Origin of the sequence: Phaeacidiphilus oryzae TH49, assembly GCF_000744815.1 — a bacterium.
Classification (GTDB): Bacteria; Actinomycetota; Actinomycetes; order Streptomycetales; family Streptomycetaceae; genus Phaeacidiphilus; species Phaeacidiphilus oryzae.
This window is the reverse complement of sequence record NZ_JQMQ01000005.1, coordinates 6,166,524-6,183,417: the sequence shown is the minus strand read 5'-3', so window position 1 is coordinate 6,183,417 and position 16,894 is coordinate 6,166,524. Positions and strand designations below refer to the sequence as shown.

The 16,894-nt window shown below is 74.1% G+C and carries 13 protein-coding genes; 2 read left to right on the top strand and 11 right to left on the bottom strand.

Annotation, left to right across the window (positions count from 1 at the left end):
• Nucleotides 1-304 precede the first annotated feature (304 nt).
• The 8 genes from BS73_RS31200 to BS73_RS31165 form a co-directional block, all read right to left on the bottom strand.
• Complete coding sequence (locus BS73_RS31200; protein WP_037577734.1) at nt 305-1,357, bottom strand: LacI family DNA-binding transcriptional regulator; 1,053 nt, start codon at nt 1,355-1,357, stop codon at nt 305-307.
• Nucleotides 1,357-3,321, bottom strand: a complete 1,965-nt coding sequence (locus BS73_RS37920; RefSeq protein WP_152617789.1) for an alpha-amylase family protein — start codon at nt 3,319-3,321, stop codon at nt 1,357-1,359. The genes BS73_RS31200 and BS73_RS37920 overlap by 1 nt, the downstream gene beginning before the upstream one ends.
• Nucleotides 3,318-5,162, bottom strand: coding sequence for an MBL fold metallo-hydrolase (locus BS73_RS31190; RefSeq protein WP_037577733.1), 1,845 nt, complete (start codon nt 5,160-5,162; stop codon nt 3,318-3,320). The genes BS73_RS37920 and BS73_RS31190 overlap by 4 nt, the downstream gene beginning before the upstream one ends.
• 241 nt (nt 5,163-5,403) lie before the next feature.
• Nucleotides 5,404-6,444 (bottom strand): NAD(P)-dependent alcohol dehydrogenase, encoded by a 1,041-nt coding sequence (locus BS73_RS31185; protein WP_037577732.1) that lies wholly within the window; start codon nt 6,442-6,444, stop codon nt 5,404-5,406.
• A gap of 100 nt (nt 6,445-6,544) precedes the next feature.
• On the bottom strand, nt 6,545-7,282 hold the full coding sequence (locus BS73_RS31180; RefSeq protein WP_037577731.1) for a CE1759 family FMN reductase: 738 nt from the start codon (nt 7,280-7,282) through the stop codon (nt 6,545-6,547).
• The gene (locus BS73_RS31175; protein WP_037582051.1) at nt 7,279-8,433 is read right to left on the bottom strand and encodes an LLM class flavin-dependent oxidoreductase; all 1,155 of its coding nucleotides are present in this window, start codon (nt 8,431-8,433) and stop codon (nt 7,279-7,281) included. Before BS73_RS31175 ends, BS73_RS31180 begins: the two co-directional genes overlap by 4 nt.
• An 818-nt stretch (nt 8,434-9,251) precedes the next feature.
• Complete coding sequence (locus BS73_RS31170; protein WP_037577730.1) at nt 9,252-9,494, bottom strand: non-oxidative hydroxyarylic acid decarboxylases subunit D; 243 nt, start codon at nt 9,492-9,494, stop codon at nt 9,252-9,254.
• 55 nt (nt 9,495-9,549) lie between these two features.
• On the bottom strand, nt 9,550-10,992 hold the full coding sequence (locus BS73_RS31165) for a non-oxidative hydroxyarylic acid decarboxylases subunit C (protein WP_037577729.1): 1,443 nt from the start codon (nt 10,990-10,992) through the stop codon (nt 9,550-9,552).
• A gap of 98 nt (nt 10,993-11,090) precedes the next feature.
• Here BS73_RS31165 and BS73_RS31160 point away from each other — a divergent pair, with 98 nt between their 5' ends.
• Both BS73_RS31160 and BS73_RS31155 read left to right on the top strand, forming a co-directional pair.
• Entirely contained in the window at nt 11,091-12,035 is a 945-nt protein-coding gene (locus BS73_RS31160) for a helix-turn-helix transcriptional regulator (protein ID WP_051941192.1), read from the top strand.
• A gap of 11 nt (nt 12,036-12,046) precedes the next feature.
• On the top strand, nt 12,047-12,457 hold the full coding sequence (locus BS73_RS31155; RefSeq protein ID WP_037577728.1) for an RNA-binding S4 domain-containing protein: 411 nt from the start codon (nt 12,047-12,049) through the stop codon (nt 12,455-12,457).
• A 65-nt stretch (nt 12,458-12,522) separates the two neighbouring features.
• Here BS73_RS31155 and BS73_RS31150 read toward each other — a convergent pair whose 3' ends face one another.
• From BS73_RS31150 to BS73_RS40550, 3 genes are read right to left on the bottom strand one after another with little or no spacing between them, the layout of a single operon-like run.
• Nucleotides 12,523-14,883: a penicillin acylase family protein gene (locus tag BS73_RS31150; RefSeq protein WP_235215592.1), complete on the bottom strand. Its 2,361-nt coding sequence runs from the start codon at nt 14,881-14,883 to the stop codon at nt 12,523-12,525.
• Nucleotides 14,880-16,427 (bottom strand): sodium:solute symporter family protein, encoded by a 1,548-nt coding sequence (locus tag BS73_RS31145; RefSeq protein WP_037577727.1) that lies wholly within the window; start codon nt 16,425-16,427, stop codon nt 14,880-14,882. The genes BS73_RS31150 and BS73_RS31145 overlap by 4 nt, the downstream gene beginning before the upstream one ends.
• Nucleotides 16,424-16,849 carry a DUF3311 domain-containing protein gene (locus tag BS73_RS40550; protein WP_200886743.1) on the bottom strand — a complete coding sequence of 142 codons (426 nt, stop codon included), beginning with the start codon at nt 16,847-16,849 and terminating at the stop codon, nt 16,424-16,426. Before BS73_RS40550 ends, BS73_RS31145 begins: the two co-directional genes overlap by 4 nt.
• Nucleotides 16,850-16,894: the final 45 nt, after the last annotated feature.

Sequence of the window (16,894 nt, the reverse complement as noted above, 5' to 3'; positions counted from 1 at the left end):
CGGCGAGCGCCGGGAGGAGGGCGAGGGCCGCGAGCAGACCTGTCACTCTGCGGCGGATGCGCGGGGGTGGTGGTGCCGCCATGTTCTCTCCTTCGAGTGGCCGGCCGGCGAGGGAAGCGGTGGCGCCACCCGATGTGGCATCGATCCCATGTGAGAACGTAACCACATTGGGCGCAGCCGTCAACGGTCCTCGGTGAGCAGTTCTGGTGAAGTCGCGGGCAGGCCGGCGCCACCGGCCCCCGCCGCGCCTCGACCGAGGCGCGGCCGTGCCTCAGGACTGCCTCGCGCGTGCCTCGGCCGCGCCTCAGCTGCGCGGCGGTGCGGTGGAGCCCCGGAGCACCAACTCCGGCTCCAGCACCTCGCTCTGGGCCCGCCCGGCGCCGTCCCGGCCGACCCGGGCGGTGAGCAGCCCGGCCGCCCTGGCGCCCAGCTCGAAGACCGGCTGGCGGACCGCGGTGACGCCCGGGTCCACCATCTTCATCCAGGCCAGATCGTCGAAGGAGACCAGCGAGCAGTCCCCCGGGACGGCCGCCCCCCGGCTTCTGAGCTCCTGCCAGACGATCTCCGCCATCACGTTGTTGGCCGCGAAGACCGCGGTCAGCTCGGGGTTGGCGGCCAGGAACGCGGCCACTCCCGCGCGCGGGTCGCCGCCGCCCCGCCCGAGGTCCAGCACATGCCGGCGGACCACCGGCAGGCCCGCGTCCCGGAGCGCCGCCCGGTAGCCCTTGAGGCGGTTCTTCCCGGTGTCCCAGTCGGTCTCGTCGATGACGATGGCGATCTGCCGATGGCCCAGCTCGATCAGGTGCCGCACGGCCGTCCGGGCGCCCTGCTCGTTGTCGATGGCCACCGCGTCGCAGCCGCGGGCGCCCGAGCGGCGGTCCATCTCGGCCACCGGGATGCCCCGCTCGACCAGCGTCTCGGTGGCCTCCCGGCCGACCGGGGCCAGCAGCACGCCGTCCACCCGCATGGCCTGGAAGGCCCGCGCGCCGGCCTCCGCCCTGGCGCCCTCCCCGTGGTCGTCGACCAGCACCATCTGGTAGCCGGCGGCCGAGAGGGCGTGCTCCACCCCGGCCGCCAGCTCGGCGTAGAACTGGTTGCGCAGGTCCGAGACCAGCACCCCGATCAGCCCGCTGGAACGGCCCTTGAGAGTGCGCGCCGACACGTCGGGGACGTAGCCGAGCCGGTCGGCCGCGGCCATCACCTGCTTCCTGATGTGGTCGGCGACGTAGCCGTGGCCGCCCAGGGCCCGGGACGCCGTGGAGGGAGAGGTCCCGGCGGCCTCCGCGACGTCGCGGAGGGTCGCCCGCGCCCGTCTGCCGCCCGCGCCGGCCGTCCGCGCCCCTGCGGTCTTCGCCATCAGGCCGTCCCTCCGTCATCCCCATCCGCCGCCGCGTCGGGCCCGCCCCGGGGACGGCTCCGCCAGCGGGACCACAGCCGACGCAACGCAGCGTAGTCGATCTCCTCCAACGGCTCGCCCGTCCGGTCCACATGGGTGCTCAGATAGAGGGCGGGGACGCCGAGTTCGTCCTTCACGGCGGTGTACGCCCGCCACTGCTCGCGGTCCGGCGGGCACCAGTCGTCGGTGTCCACCGGCAGCCCCGGGCAGGCCGCGCGGGCGACCGCGGCCCGCAGCCGCATCTGCGGCAGCACGGGGGCGTACGGGTCCGGGTCGTCCAGCCGCAGCATGTCGTTGAGCCGGATCATGTCGCTGACGTCGGCGAACGCGGGGTGCGGGGTGTGGGTGACGACCAGGGCGTCCGGCCTCGCGGCCTTGGCCGCGCGGTGGACCACCTCCAGGTACCGGTGGAGGAGGGCGATGCCCCAGGAGTCGCCGGCCCCGCGCAGGCCCTCGCCGGTCGGGGTGTCCGCGGTGAAGTCGATCTTCAGTCCGTCAGCGCCCAGGCCGCCGTCCCCGGCGGAGGACAGCATCCGGCGGATGTTCTCCGCCAGCAGCCGCCGGCCCTCCGGATGCTCCGGGTCCAGGGCCACCGGACGGCCGTCGGCGGTCCGCACGCAGCACTCGTCCGGCACCCCCTCGGTGGACCAGGCCCGCCACCACAGCAGGACCCGCTGCCCGCGCGCGTGCCGCTGCCCGATCCACTCCCCCAGCTCCGGCCAGGCCGACTCGTCGGGCCGCCAACTCCCGTACTCCTCCTGCCATTTGTCGTCGATGACGATCGTTCCCGGGACCAGCCCCCGGCGCTCCAGGTGGTCCAGGTGGGCGTCGTACTCCCGGCGGGTGCTCAGCTGCGGCGCCGGGCGGCCGGTCTCCCGGGCGCGGGCCATCTGGGCGCCCCAGCCGCAGAACATCGGCTCGGTCCACCACTCCGGCCGCCGGCCGGCGGGGGTGCCCGGCCGGGCCGCCCAGCCGTTCCGCTCCAGCCAGCCGCGATGGGCCCGCAACCCGGCGTACGGATCCCGGTGGCCGGGCGAGACGAGCAGCGACGGAGAGCGGTGGACGCCGTCCACCCGGGTGTGGCCCTCGTAGGCGAGGGAGAGGTGGAAGCCGCCGTCCGAGGGGACGTAGGCCAGCTCGGTGAAGGTCAGCTCGGCCACGGGGGCGCCCAGGGAGAGCGTCCACCAACCGTGCGGGGCGGGCCCGGCGGCGGAGTCGGCGGACGCCTCGGCGGCCGGGTCGGCGGAGTCGTCCAGCCGGTCCTCGGTCAGCGCGAGGGCGAGCGGCGCCGGGGTGAAGAACCAGTGGCCGCGCCCGGGCCGGGCGTCGCCGTGGGCACCGATGACGGCGCTCTCCCCGGCGCCGCGGGTGAGCCGGCGGGGCGGTCCCGGGTTGGGCGAGAACAGCGTCCGCCAGTCGTGCCCGCTGGGCCGCAGCCCGCCGCCGCGCCCGCCGAGGGCCGCCCTGACCGCCCCCAGCAGGACCTGCCCCAGGGCCCCTTCGCCGGTCAACTCCCAGGAGAGCACCGGGCCTTCGGGCGTGCACTCGATCCTGGTCGCCGCCGCGCGCCAGGCGCTGCTGCGCCGCCGCACCGTGACCATCGGATGCGGGCCGGTCAGATCCAGCTCCGGCGGCCGCACCTCCAGGGTCTCGTCCGTGCGGTCGGTGCGGTCGAACGCCCCGGGCAGCTGGAGCAGCACCGGGAAGCCGTCCTCCCCTCCGGCCGCCCCGCCGCCGCGCAGTTCGGCGGTGATTCCGTCCGTCGGCACCGCCATCCGCCAGCCGGCCGCCCGGACCAGCACCCCGCCGTCCGGCGCGTACTCCGCGACCACTCCGGTCGCGGCCTCCGCCGTCCCGACCCCCGGCTCCGCCGCCCCGGCCCGGCCCTCCGCCGCCCCGGCCGCCGCCTCCACCGTCCCACTCATCGCACGCTCACCAGGGCCTCCGCCTGCTGTCCGAAGGCCATCCGGCCCACCGTCAGATCCGCCGCCAGGCGCACCCGTTCGGCAGCGGGCGCCCCCTCCGGTATCCGCACCTCGAACTCCACGTCCAGCACCTGCCCCGCCGACAGCTTCAGCTCCCGCTCGGGCGGGTCCGCGCGCCAGCCGGGCGGCAGCACCAGCCGCAGCCGGGCCGGCTCGGGACGCCGGAACGGGTTGCGCACCTCCACCGTGAACCGCACCGAGCCGCCGGGGGCCGTCACGCTCCGGTAGGGGGTGATCCGGGCCCCGAAGCCCTCGGCATCGAAGTCCACCTCCACCGGCAGCACCTCCCGGTGCAGCCGCGCCAGCCGCTGCCCCTCCGCCAGCAGCATGTCCAGATAGCCGTCGGTCACCTCGTATGGGAACCAGTGGCCGCTGATCATCAGCTCCGGTCTCAGCCGCCGGTAGAGCTCGGCGCTGCGCACGAAGTCGTCGATCCGGAACCGGTTGCGGTACTGGTAGTTGAGCAGCTCGGGCTGGCCGCCCTGCTGGTCCCAGGCGGTGTTCTGCTGGTCGCCGGTGGCGATCACCCGGCGGCCGTCCACCTCGAAGGAGTACGCCGCCGCGTAGAGGGTGTGCCCGGGCAGCTCGTGGACGCCGATCTCGTACTCGCGCCAGCGCACGCTGCCCTCGTCCGGCAGCACCCGGTCCACCGGGATCGGGTCGAACCACAGGCAGGGCAGGTCCCAGCGCTTGGGCGCGGCCAGGATCGGCGCGATGTGCGCGGGCGCCCACACCCGGCTGCCCTCCACCTCGCGCAGCAGGTTGAAGCCGGCCACGTGGTCGTCGTGGTAGTGGGTCGGCAGCGCCACCTCGACCCGCTCGATGCCGTAGTCCCGGTGCAGCGCCTCGACCGAGGCGAGCAGCGGGCGGCGGGAGGAGCGGTCGTGGCCGCCGGCCAGGCCGGTGGTCAGGTCGAAGCCGAAGTCGATCAGCAGCGCGGTGCCCTGCTCGGAGAGGAGGGCGTAGGAGTTGGCCATGCTGGTGGTGTTCCGCAGCAGGTGCGGGGTGACCGGCTTCCACGGGCTGCTGAGCATCCGCTCCGGCTCCCAGGGGGAGGCCCGGCGCATGTCGATCAGCTCCTGCAGCCGGGAGCGCAGCCGGGTCACCGCCGCGGGCGGGTCGGCCACCGGCTCGCCGTGCGAGGGCAGCAGCAACTCCGGTCCGTGCTCCAGCAGTTGGAGGCAGGAGAGGATGGTGGCCGCGGCCCCCTCCAGCCCCGCGTTGGGGTGGAACCCGGTGTACGCCCACTGGGTGGCGGCCAGCGACCACAGCCGGCCCTCGGCGTGGATCAGGTCCCCGGTGAAGGCGAGCCGCCGGCCGCCGATCTCGATCAGATAGCCCACCGAGCCGACGGTGTGCCCGGGCAGCGGCAGGGTGTGGACGTCGAACGCGCCGACCCGGGCCGTCCGGTACTCGGCCACGGTGCCGGTCACCGGCACCTGGTCGAGCAGCGAGAAGCGGTCCTGCCGGACGTCGTAGTCGTTGTCCAGCGGGCGGGTGCGCCAGTGCTCGTCCACCGCGTCGATCAACTCGCGTTCCACCGGCGGGACCCAGATCCGGATCCCGGCCCCGGCGGCGCGGGCCAGGCCCTGCACCTGGTCCCGGTGGTGGTGGGTGACCAGCACGTCGGTGACCCGGTCGACGCCGAGCTCACCGAGGTGGTCGAGGACGTCCCCCGCCCCGAAGTCGATCAGCACGGCCTCCCGGCCGCGGCGGAGTACATAGACGTGGCAGGTGTCCTCGAAGCGCAGGACGTCCTCGACGATACGGCTGAACCGCACGGCTCCCCCCAGTTCCCGGCGCGCCGGGCGGCGCGGCTGCAGAGTGTGGCAACGATCCCACATGGGAACGATGTCATGGCCGCGCGAGCGCCGTCAACGCTCCCTTCACCGCAGCGTCTCCGCGGGCCGTCCGCGCCGGGCCGTCCGCGCCGAGGTGTCCCCGCCGGGGTGTCCGCACCGGCGCGGCCCGGCGGCACCGGCCCAGCCCGCCCCGGCGGACCACTCCCGCCCGAGCCCCCGCTCAGCCGTTGGGCAGGATCACCGCCCGGCCGTTGACCGTACCGGCGCGCAGCCGGCGGTACGCCTCCGGGGCCTCGTCCAGCGGAAAGGTCTCGACGTGCACCTCCACCCCGCCGCTCCGAGCCAGGTCGAGGACCTCGATCAACTCCCCGCGGGTGCCCCAGTAGGGCGCCGTCACCGAGGCCTCGTACGGCACCAGTCCGAAGCCGACCGGGAGCACCCCGCCGCCGATCCCGACGATGGTGATGTCCCCCTCGACCATGGCCACCCGCCCGGCGATGTCCACGGTCGGCTGCACCCCGGCGAAGTCGAAGACCGCCTCGGCGCCCCGCCCGCCGGTGAGGTCCGCGATCCGGGCCGCCGCCTCGCCGTCGGAGAGCAGCACCTCGTGGGCGCCGACCCGGCGGGCCAGCTCCAGCTTCTCCTCCGTGACGTCCAGGGCGATCACCCGGGCCGCCGTCAGCGACCGCAGCATCTGCACCGCGACATGGCCGAGCCCGCCGACGCCCAGCACCACCGCGGTCGAGCCGGGGACCAGCTTGGGCAGCGAGCGCTTGATCGCGTGGTACGGCGTCAGCCCGGCGTCGGTGAGCGGCACGGTCCGCACCGGATCCAGGTCGCCCAGCGGCACCAGGTGCCGGACATCGTCGACGATCATGTACTCGGCGATCGCCCCGGGCGCGCCCAGCCCCGGCGGCTGGATGCCCAGCTCGGCGGCGCGCAGGCAGTAGTTCTCCCTGCCCTCCGCGCACTTGGCGCAGGCCCCGCAGCCCCACGGCCCGTAGACCGCCACCGGCTCGCCCACCTCGAAGCCGGCCACCCCGTCCCCCAGCCGGGCCACGGTGCCGGCGCCCTCGTGACCGAGGGTGAGCGGCAGCCTCATCCCCATCTCGGCGGCGATGCCGTCCATCACGGCGATGTCGGAATGGCAGACCCCGGCCGCGGTCATCCGCAGCAGGACCTCGCCGGGGCCCGGCTCGGGCTGGGGGATGTCGACCACCACGGGCTCCGTACCGGGCGCGGTGAACTGGACGGCCTTCATACGACCTCCTCAGGGCGGGTGCGGCTTGGATCACTATCGGCCAGGACGGGGGCGAGTGCACGGCGGACACGGCCCCCGCCCCCGGCCGGGGCCTACCCGGCTACCGGCTCCGGCCGGGGCGGAGGGCGGCGAGCTGCTCCTCGAAGGGGATCAGACCGGCGGCGAGGGGGTTGTCCGCCAGATCGGGCGCTGCGTCGGGCTCGGCGCCCGGGCCGGTTCCCGGCACCGGGCTCGGGGCCGGGGTCGGGGCCGGACCGGGTGATGCCGGGCGGGTGGGCTGACGACCGGTCAGGAGGACGGCCAGTTCGGCTGCCGCGCGGTCCACGCGGTGGCGGAGGTCGTCGGCGGTGCCGGCGCTCCCCCAGTCCTCGGCGGCCGCGTAGACGGCCGTCGGCACGGTGACCGCGCGCAGATAGGCGAAGAGCGGACGCATGGCGTGTTCGAGCACCAGCGAGTGGCGCGGGGTGCCGCCGGTCGCCGCGATCAGGACCGGCTTGCCGGTGAGCGACTCCGGGTCGAGGACGTCGAAGAAGCTCTTGAACAGGCCGCTGTAGGAGGCCGAGAAGACCGGGGTCACGGCGATCAGGGCGTCCGCGGCGGCCAGCCGCTCCTTGACCCGCTCCAACTCGGCCGAGGCGAAGCCGGTGGTGAAGTTGTCCGCGATGGCCCGGGCCAGCTCACGGACCTCCACCACCTCGACGTCCACGGCCTCGGCGCCGCCGGCGCGGGCGAGGACGGCCTCGGTCAGGCGGTCGGCGAGGAGGCGGGTGGTGGACGGCTCGGTGAGGCCGGCCGTCACCACCACCAGGCGCCGGCCGGGCGGCGTCGAGCGGGTCATACCCTCTCCTCCTCTTCCGTGGTCCCCTGCTCCTCGGTCTCCCGCTCCTTGGCCTCCCGCTCCTCGGCCTCCCGCTCGGCCTTCGCGGCCAGCAGCGAGCCGTGCGTCGGGGCGTCCGGCACGTCGGCCGGGCGGCCGGCCGCGAACTCCCTGCGGAGCACCGGGACGACCTCGGTGCCGAGGATCTCGATCTGCTCCAGGGCGGCCTCCAGCGGCATGCCGCCCATGTCCACGTTGAACAGCTGCCGCTGGTAGTCGCCGGCGGCGTTGTGGCGGAAGCCGAGCGTCCGCTCGATCACCTGCTCGGGGGTGCCGACGGTGAGCGGGGTCTCCCGGATCATCTCCTCCAGCGGCGGGCCGCCGCGGTAGACGTAGGAGTTGTCGAAGTACGGGCGGAACTCGCGCAGCGCGTCCGCCTCGCGGCTGCGCATGTACACCTGGCCGCCGAGGCCGACGATCGCCTGGTGCGGCTCGCCGTGGCCGTAGTGGGCGTAGCGGCTGCGGTAGAGCTGCACCATCTTCCGGGTGTGCTCGGCCGGCCAGAAGATGTTGTTGGCGAAGAAGCCGTCGCCGTAGTACGCGGCCTGCTCGGCGATCTCGGGCGAGCGGATGGAGCCGTGCCAGACGAACGGCGCGACGCCGTCCAGCGGGCGCGGGGTGGCCGTGAAGGACTGCAGCGGGGTGCGGAACCTGCCCTCCCAGTCGACCACGTCCTCCTCCCACAGGCGGCGCAGCAGGGCGTAGTTCTCGATGGCGAGCGGGATGCCGTCCCGGATGTCCTTGCCGAACCACGGGTAGACCGGGCCGGTGTTGCCGCGGCCCAGCATCAGGTCGTTGCGGCCGTCCGCGAGGTGCTGGAGCATCGCGAAGTCCTCGGCGATCTTCACCGGGTCGTTGGTGGTGATCAGCGTGGTCGCGGTGGAGAGGATCAGGTTCTCGGTGCGGGCCGCGATCCAGCCGAGGAGGGTGGTCGGCGAGGAGGGGACGAAGGGCGGGTTGTGGTGCTCACCGGTGGCGAACACGTCCAGGCCCACTTCCTCGGCCTTGAGCGCCATGGCCGCCATGGCCTTGATCCGCTCCTGCTCGGTGGGCTTGCGCCCGCTGACCGGGTCCTGGACCAGGTCCCCCACGGTGAAGATCCCGAACTGCATCATGACCGTTCCCACTCCCATTTGGTTGACACTTCAACTATGCCACCCTAACGGCCTCCCCACCAGGAAGATTCCCCACCACGACCAACCCGGCCCACGGGGCCGCGTGCCGCAGGCGAGCAGGCTAAGCCCAGCCCACGCGGGGCGACCACCCCGCCGAACGCGGCACCGGCCAGAAACAACAGTGAACGCGCGGCAAGCGAGGCGCGGCCCACGCGTCCCGCGAGCCGCGGAACGCGGGCCAGGGGCCGGGCGCGGGCGCGCGGAAGGTGGGACGCGAGCGCGGAACGCGGAAGACGCGGATCGCAGCCGCAAACAGGCACGGGCGCCATACCCGGAAGGCCCGGCACAGGCACGGAAGGCGGGGCACGGGCGCGGAACGCGGAAGGCGCGGATCGCAGCCGCAAACAGGCACGGGCGCCATACCCGGAAGGCCCGGCGCGGGCGCGGAGTCGGAAACCGGGCGCGGAACGCGGAAAGCGGGGCCGGAAGGCTGCTGCGGGCCTCGGGGGCGCGGCAAGCGGCGCGGACACGAGACGCAGGGCGTGGGCGCGCGCAGGCGCGGGCGATCCGGGAGGAGCGAGGGCGGGAGGAGCGGGGCCACGGGACCTGAGGGGCGCGGCCGCCCAAAGACCGAAGGCGCGGAAGCGCGACGGCGCGGCCGCCCAAAGACCCGAAGGCGCGGAAGCGCGACGGCGCGGGCGCCCAGAGGCCCGAATGCGGAAGCGCCGAAGCCGTCCGCCGGGGGGATGGCCGGACGGCCCCGCCAGGTGACAGGACGGGCGGGGCCGTTGGCTCGGTGACGCGGGATCAGGATGTCAGGCGCGGGGGCGCAACGGGGGGACGGCCGGAACCTCGGGCGCGTCGGCGATCATCTGCGGGGTCAGCCGGAAGGCCTCCGGGTAGGCCTCGCGGCTGGTGCGGCGCTCCGGTTCGGTGGTGCGCCAGGCGTAGAGGCAGCGGGCGCACTGCAGCACCTCCCAGACGCCGGGGACGGGCGACGCGTGGAGGAGGTCGACGGCGGTGTGGGCGCAGCGGGGGCAGCAGGGCTGCGGGGACATGGTGGGGCTCCTGTCAGCGGTCCAGCAGTCAGGACCGGCGGTCAGCGGGCGGCGGTCAGCGGGCGGCGAGGAGGGTCTGGAGGCGGGTGAGCCACTCGGCGGTCTCCGGGAGGTCCCGGGTCGGGGTGGCGAAGTTGCCCCGGTCGTCGGGGCTGACCGGCGTCGTGGCGTCGATGATCAGCTTGTTGGTGACGCCGGCCGGCGAGGAGCTCGGGTCGAGCTCGACCACATGGAGGTTGGGGATGTTGACGAGGTCCCCCGCCGGGTTCACCTTCGCCGACACCGCCCACATCACCTGCGGCAGGTTGAACGGGTCCACGTCCTCGTCGACCACGATCACCGTCTTCAGGTAGCCGAGCCCGTGCGGGGTGGTCATCGCCCGCATGCCGACCGCCTTGGCGAAGCCGCCGTACCGCTGCTTCGTGGAGATGATCGCCAGCAGCCCGTGGGTGTACATCGCGTTGACCGCCTGCACCTCCGGGAACTCCGCCCGGAGCTGCTTCAGCAGCGGGACGCAGGTGTTCGGGCCGACCAGGTAGTCCACCTCGGTCCAGGGCATGCCCAGGTAGAGCGACTCGAAGACCGGGTCGGTGCGGTACGAGATCCGGTCCACGCGGACCACCGGCATCCGCCGGCCGCCGCTGTAGTGGCCGGTGAACTCGCCGAACGGGCCCTCGATCTGGCGCTTCCGCGACTCGATCACGCCCTCGATCACCACCTCCGAGCCCCACGGCACGTCGAAGCCGGTGAGCGGCGCGGTGGCGATCGGCGCCGGCGCGCCGCGCAGCGCGCCCGCCATCTCGTACTCGGACTGGTCGTAGCCCATCGGCATGCCGGCCACGATGGAGATCACCGGCTCGTTGCCGAGGGTGATCGCGATCGGCAGGTCCTCGCCGGCCTCCTCGGCCTTGCGGAGGTGGATGGCGATGTCGTGCACCGGCACCGGCTGGAAGGCGAGGCGGTCGCGGCCGATCACCTCGATCCGGTAGGTGCCGACGTTCTGCTTGCCGAAGTGGTCCGGGTCCTCGGGGTCGCGGGAGACCACCGCCGCCTTGTCCAGGTAGAAGCCGCCGTCGCCGTCGTTGAGGCGGAAGAGCGGGAGGACGTCGAAGAGGTTGACGCCCCCCTCGTCCTCCCGCGAGACCGAGTTCTCGGCCCAGGGCGCGTCCGGGCGGCGCTCCGGGGCCACCGGGAAGGCGTCCCAGCGCCGGGCGAACTCCTCCACCTGCTCGCGGGTGGAGGTGGTCTTGGGCAGGCCGAGGGCGAGGGCGTGGTTGGCCCAGGAGCCGTGGACGTTCATCGCGATCCGCGCGGCGCCGGGGCCGCCGAAGCCCTTGACGTCGTCGAACCACAGCGCCGGGGCGTTGTCGCCGAGCCGGGCGGCGGCGTTGGCCGCGGCGGCGATGTCCGGTTCTGGCAGCACCTGGTCGGGGATCCGGAGGAGCTGGCCCTCCTTCTCCAGCGCGGCGAGGAAACCGCGGAGATCGTCGTAGGGCATGGCACAGACTCCTTGCGGTGGCCGGGTGGCCCGGATGGGCTCTACCGGCCACGCTAGGAGCGGAAGCTTCACCGACCTGCGTACGCTGGGGACTCGCCATGGGAAGAATCGGACAGTTCTCCGCAGCGGAGGACGGCGGGATCGCGGAGCTGGCGTACCGGCCGGGGTTCACCGCCTCGATCGGGATGGACCTGCTGGACTTCGCCGAGCTGCGCCGCCGGGGCCGCGACCGCGGCCTGGGCGAGCTGGAGGGCGGCGCCCCGCACCGGGCGGCCTTCCCGCAGCTGCTGCTGGTCCGGGAGGGCGAGCTGCGGCTGACGGTCGACTTCGCCGAGCAGCGGCTGCGGCCGGGCGAATGGCTCTGGATCCGGCCGGGCCAGGTCCACCAGTTCGAGGCGGGGCTCGGCGCGTCGGCCGGCACCGTGGTGATCTGGATGCCGGGCTTCATCGACTCCCCCGCCATCGCGGCGCTGCGTGCCGCGCCGCCGTACGACCAGCGGCCGCTGCGCCCGGAGGGCCGGCAGCGGGCGGCGGTGGAGCTGGCGCTGCGCCATCTCACCGACGAGTTCGACGATCTGGCCTCGCTTCCGCTCCCGGTGCACATCGAGGTGCTGCGGTCGCTGCTGTCCGCGCTGGTGCTGCGGCTGGCGCACGGCGGAGAGGGGCTGCCGACGGACGCGACGGCGGCGGACGGCGGCTACGCCACCTTCGTCCGCTTCCACCAGGCGGTGGAGCGGGACTTCGCGCGGACCCGGCGGGTCGAGGACTACGCGCGGGCGCTGGGCTACAGCGTGCGGACGCTGACCCGGGCCTGCCTGGCGGCGACCGGGCATCCGGCGAAGGAGTACATCGACGCCCGGGTGGTGCTGGAGGCCAAGCGGCAGCTGGTGCACACCTCCACCCCGGTGCTGGCGATCGCGGCGGACCTGGGCTTCCGGGACGCCAGCGACTTCACCAAGTTCTTCCGCCGCCGGGACCCGGACGGGCGGACCCCGGCGGAGTTCCGGGCGATCGCCGGCGGCCGGGCGCGGGGCGGTCGGTAGGCTGCTGGACCATGAACGAGAACGGGAGCCAAGGCCAGGCCCCGGTGCGGGTTGACACCTGGATCTGGTCGGTGCGGCTGGCGAAGACCCGCTCGGCGGCCTCGGCGGCGTGCCGGGGCGGCCATGTGAAGGTCAACGGGGTGCGGGTCAAGCCGGCCCACAACGTCAGGCCGGGGGACGAGGTGCGGGTCCGCCTCACCGAGTGGGAGCGGGTGGTCGTGGTCAAGGACCCCATCCGCAAGCGGGTCGGCGCGCCGGTCGCCGAGAAGTGCTACGAGGACAACTCCCCGCCGCCGCCCAAGCGCGAGCCGGCCGCGGCCGTGCCGCTGCCCGTCCGCGACCGCGGCCTCGGCCGCCCCACCAAGCGCGACCGCCGGGACATCGAACGCCTCTTCGGCGCCCGCGACCGCCGGGGGCACTGAGCCCGGCCGCCGCCACTCCCAAGGGGGGCGGCGGGGCGACCTCCTGAGCCGGTCCCCGCCCGTTGCTACGCCGGCCTCAGCAGCAGCCGGGCCGTGGTGTGCTGTTCGATCCGGCGGCGGCTGTAGAGGAGGGGGAAGGAGCCGTCGGCGGCCCAGGGGCGGAAGAGGTCCTGGTAGTGGGGGGAACGCGGATCGCCGGACTGGCCGGGGGAGTTCATGGCGACGGAGTTGTCCCAGTCACCGACGTCGACGACCATCCGGAAGGTGGCGCCGCCGGTCTGGCGGAAGTCGGTGCCCGCGTAGGCCGCCGCGCCCGGGGTGTCGCCGCTGCCGCCTCGGGGCAGCGGGCCGAGGAGGGCCCAGTCGGCGGCTTCCGGGCCCAGCCGTCCCGCGAACGGGTGGGTGAGGCGGGCGTGGTGGAGCTTGCCCCAGCGCCAGCGCTCCCGGTCGGAGCCGAGGAGCTCCTCCAGGTCCGCGATCGCGGCGGCCAGGGTGTCCCGCAGCAGGTCGGCGGTGGCGAGCGGGAGGAGGCGGAGGTCGGTCCTGGCGTCGGCGGTGTCCGCGGACGGGGTGCCGGTGGGGAGGAGCCGGCGGAGCGCGGTGGCGATCCGGTCCCGGGGCAGGCCGAGTTCCGCCAGCGCGGCCCGGCGCAGCGCCGGGCGGAGGTGGCGGCGGTACCAGACCTCGAAGAGGACGGCGGCGGCCGAGTCGGCGGCGAGCACCGCGTCCCAGTCGTCAAGGAGGCCCAACGCCTCGTCCACCGCCGGGTCCTGACCGATCGTCAGCTTCTGCCCGACGAGGTGGGCGACGATCTCGCGGGCCGGCAGCGAGGTGTAGTCGGTCTGGAGGCGGACGCAGTCGTCGACGTTCCAGTCCGTGCGGGCCGAGAGCGCCTCGGCGATCCGGCGGTGGCGGTAGGGGGCGTACCAGTCGTAGGTGACCGTGCGGTCGGCGTTGGGGTAGTCGGCGGGGAGGTTGCACTCGTTGGCGGTGGCGAACCAGCCCTGCTCGGGGTCGCGGACCTGCGGGAGGGAGGAGACCAGGTGGTGGCCGTCCCACTCGTGGCTGCCGTCGCCGGGGACCGGCAGGGTGCCGTCCCAGCCCGGCCGGTTGGGGACGCGGCCGGCCGGGCGCCAGCCGATGGTGCCGTCGGGGGACGCGTAGACCTGGTTCTCGCCGGGCGCGCCCCAGCGTTCCAGGGCGGCGGTGAACTCGTCCGGGGTGCGGGCCGCCAGATACGAGGTGGAGCCCAGGTACGGGGCCATGCCGGGCTCCAGCCAGGCCGCTCGGACCGCGAAGGCGGCGTTCCGCTCCGGGAGTTCGCGGATGACCGGGCCGTGGCGGGTGAAGCGGAGCAGGGTGGTGACCGGCTCGCCGCCGGCGACCGGGATCGTCTCCTCGACGGTGGTCATCTCCTCCCAGCGGCCGTCGTACCAGTACTTCCCGGGGTCGTCCGGGTGGGTCCGGTAGACGTAGAGGTCCTCCTGGTCGATCGGGAAGATGGTGAAGCCGAACGCCAGATGGCCGTTGTGGCCGATGGAGAGGCCGGGGAGGAGCGGCTCCCCGGCGCCGATGACATCGATGCCAGGGGCGGACAGATGGGCGATGTACCGCAGGCCGGGGAGGGCGACCGCGCGGTGCGGGTCGTTGGCCAGCAGGGGCCGGCCGGTGGCCGTCCGCTCCCCCGCCAGCACCCAGTTGTTGCTGCCGTCCAGGCGGGAGGCGGGCGTCGAGGCGACCCACGGCGGGACGGTGGCCAGCCGGTAGACGTCCAGGACGTCGTCCGGGATGACGGAGAGGTCGAGGCCGTCCGGGATCCGGATGGTGTGCGGGCCGGGCTCGCGGGTCTTGCGGAGGTCCTCCACCGCGGGCCCGTGCTCGCCGAAGTCGCGGAGGGTGAGGGCGCGGGCCACCTCGTCCTCCAGGTTGGCGACCAGGCCGTGGCTGCGGATCCGGGCGACGTCCGAGGGGTCCCAGTGCGCGGGCTGATAGCCGAGGAGGTCGAACTCGGGCGGGCGGTACGCCTCCTGGCCGCGGGCCAGGTCGACGTAGGCGTTGACGCCCGCGGTGAACGCGGCGGTGATCCGCCGGGTGTCCGGGCCGTACGCGGACCACTCCTCGGCCATGTCCCCGCGGTAGAGGAAGAGCCGGGCGGCCCGGTCGTGCGCCGCGTACTGCGGGCCGAGCACCTCGGAGAGGAGGCCGAGACCGCGCCTCCGCCACAGGTCGATCTGGAAGAGCCGGTCGCGGGCCGCGTTGAAGCCCTGGGCCAGCCAGAGGTCGTCGGCGCTCTCCGCGTACAGGTGCGGTACTCCCCATTCGTCGATCAGGATCTCGACGGGGGCGTCCAGGCCGGGGACGGTCAGGGTGTCGGTCGGCGCGGCTCCGTCGCTCAGGGCTCCGTCACTCAGGGCTCGGTTGCTCAAGGCTGCTTCAACTCCACTGCCGGGCTTGCGTTCCTGGCGGTCCTGCGGCCGCCGGTGGCGTACGTCACCGCCGCCACCACCAGCAGGTTGGCGGCCAGGGCGATGATCCCGCCATTGACACCGTGGAACGGATCGTTCCCCGATGTGTACAGCCCGATCATGACACCGGTGCCCACGGCCAGTCCGGCGATCGCGGCGGAAGCGGTCATCCGCCGCCAGAAGAGGGCGAGCAGGACGGGCGGCAGGAGCTGGGCGATGCCCTCGTAGGAGAGCACCGAGAGCTGGACCAGCGTCTCCGGCTTCCACAGCGCGCCGGCCAGCGCGATCACCCCGGCCAGCAGGCAGACCAGTTGGGAGAGCCGCTTCACCCGGTCGTCCGAGGCCCGGCCCCGGTCGTCCGAGGTCTGACCCCCATCGTCCGAGGCCCGGCCCAGGCCGCGGGCCCGGGCCGAGCGCGGGTCGGCGCCGTTGCCGCCGCCGAGCAGGGTGCGCCCGCAGAGGTTGCCGATGGCGAGCATGAACAGCGACATCGGCACGATCGCGGAGAGCGCGCCGGCCACTCCGATCACCGCCACCACCGGCGCCGGCAGGGCCTTGGTGACCAGGGCGAAGAGGGCCAGATCCGGGTTGCCCAGCTGCGGCAGGACGAAGAGCGCGGCGGCGCCGATCATCATCGGGATGAAGAGCAGCAGCTGGTACCAGGGCAGCAGGATCGCGTTCCGGCGCAGGGTGTTGGGGTTGCGCGCGGAGAAGTTGCCGGTGACCGTGGTCGGGAAGACCGCGATGGTGACGCCGTTGAGCAGCACCGTGGAGATGAACCAGGCGGCGCCGTGGCCGGCCGAGGTGTGCCCGGGGAAGGTCAGCCATTCGGACTTCTGGCTGACCAGCCGGTCCGTCAACGCGCCGATCCCGCCGAAGAAGTGCACCGGGACGTATACGGCGAGGAAGACCACCGAGAAGATCACCAGCACGTCCTTGAGGACCGACACCCAGGCCGTGCCGCGCAGCCCGGAGACCAGGATGAAGATCTCGGCGACGACGAACGAGACGACCGCCGACACCTTGAGGTCCACGCTGCCGTAGGTCATCGCGGAGACCACCGCGCCCATCCCCTGGATCTGCACCTGGATGTACGGCACCAGGAAGACGGCGCCGACCACGGCGACCGAGACGCCCACCGCCCGGGAGCGGAAGCGGTGTTCGGCCATGTCGGCGATGGAGATCAGCTCGTGCCGGGCGGCGTAGGTCCAGATCGCCGGGCCGACCAGATACGAGATGGCGTAGCCGGCGCCCAGGTAGGCGACCAGGTAGAGGATCGGCACACCGAACTGGTAGGTCCAGCCGGCGGTGCCGAGGAAGGAGAAGGAGGTGTAGCTCTCGCCCGCCATCAGCAGCCAGACGAAGACCACGCCGAGGCTGCGGCCGGAGACCGACCACTCGGCGAGGGTGCGGCGGCGGCCACGGGAGGAGAGCACGCCGAGGACGACGGTGACGACCATCGCGATGCCGAAGACGGTGGTGGCCAGAGCGGCCTTGCCGGTCACTGGTGGTCGCTCCGATTCGGGTCGGCGGGGCCGGCTGGGCCCTCGGGGCCGATGGGGCCGATGGGGCCGGTCGGGCCGGTCGGCCCGGCTGGGCCCTCGGGATCGGCGGGGCCGGCCGGCGCGTCCGCCGGCACCGGCTCGGCCGCGCCCGCCCGGAACACCGGGTCCAGCCGGCTGACCAGCCAGATCACCAGCGGGGTCACGACGGTGACGGCGATGATGTAGGCCAGCAGGAACGGGATCCCGAGGATCCGCGGCTGGATCCGGTTGGCCACCAGCGGGGCCAGGCAGTACAGCAGCACGGGGAGGAGGAGCAGCCACAGCGCCGGGCGCGGCCCGGACACCTGCGGCAGCTCGTCCACTGCGATGGCGGCGGGCCGGCCGCCACCGCCGCCGCCCGTTCCGGTCCGGTCATCGGCCATCTGGCTGTTCGGCTCCTCGTCGCGGTCGTACGGCTACTGCTGGGG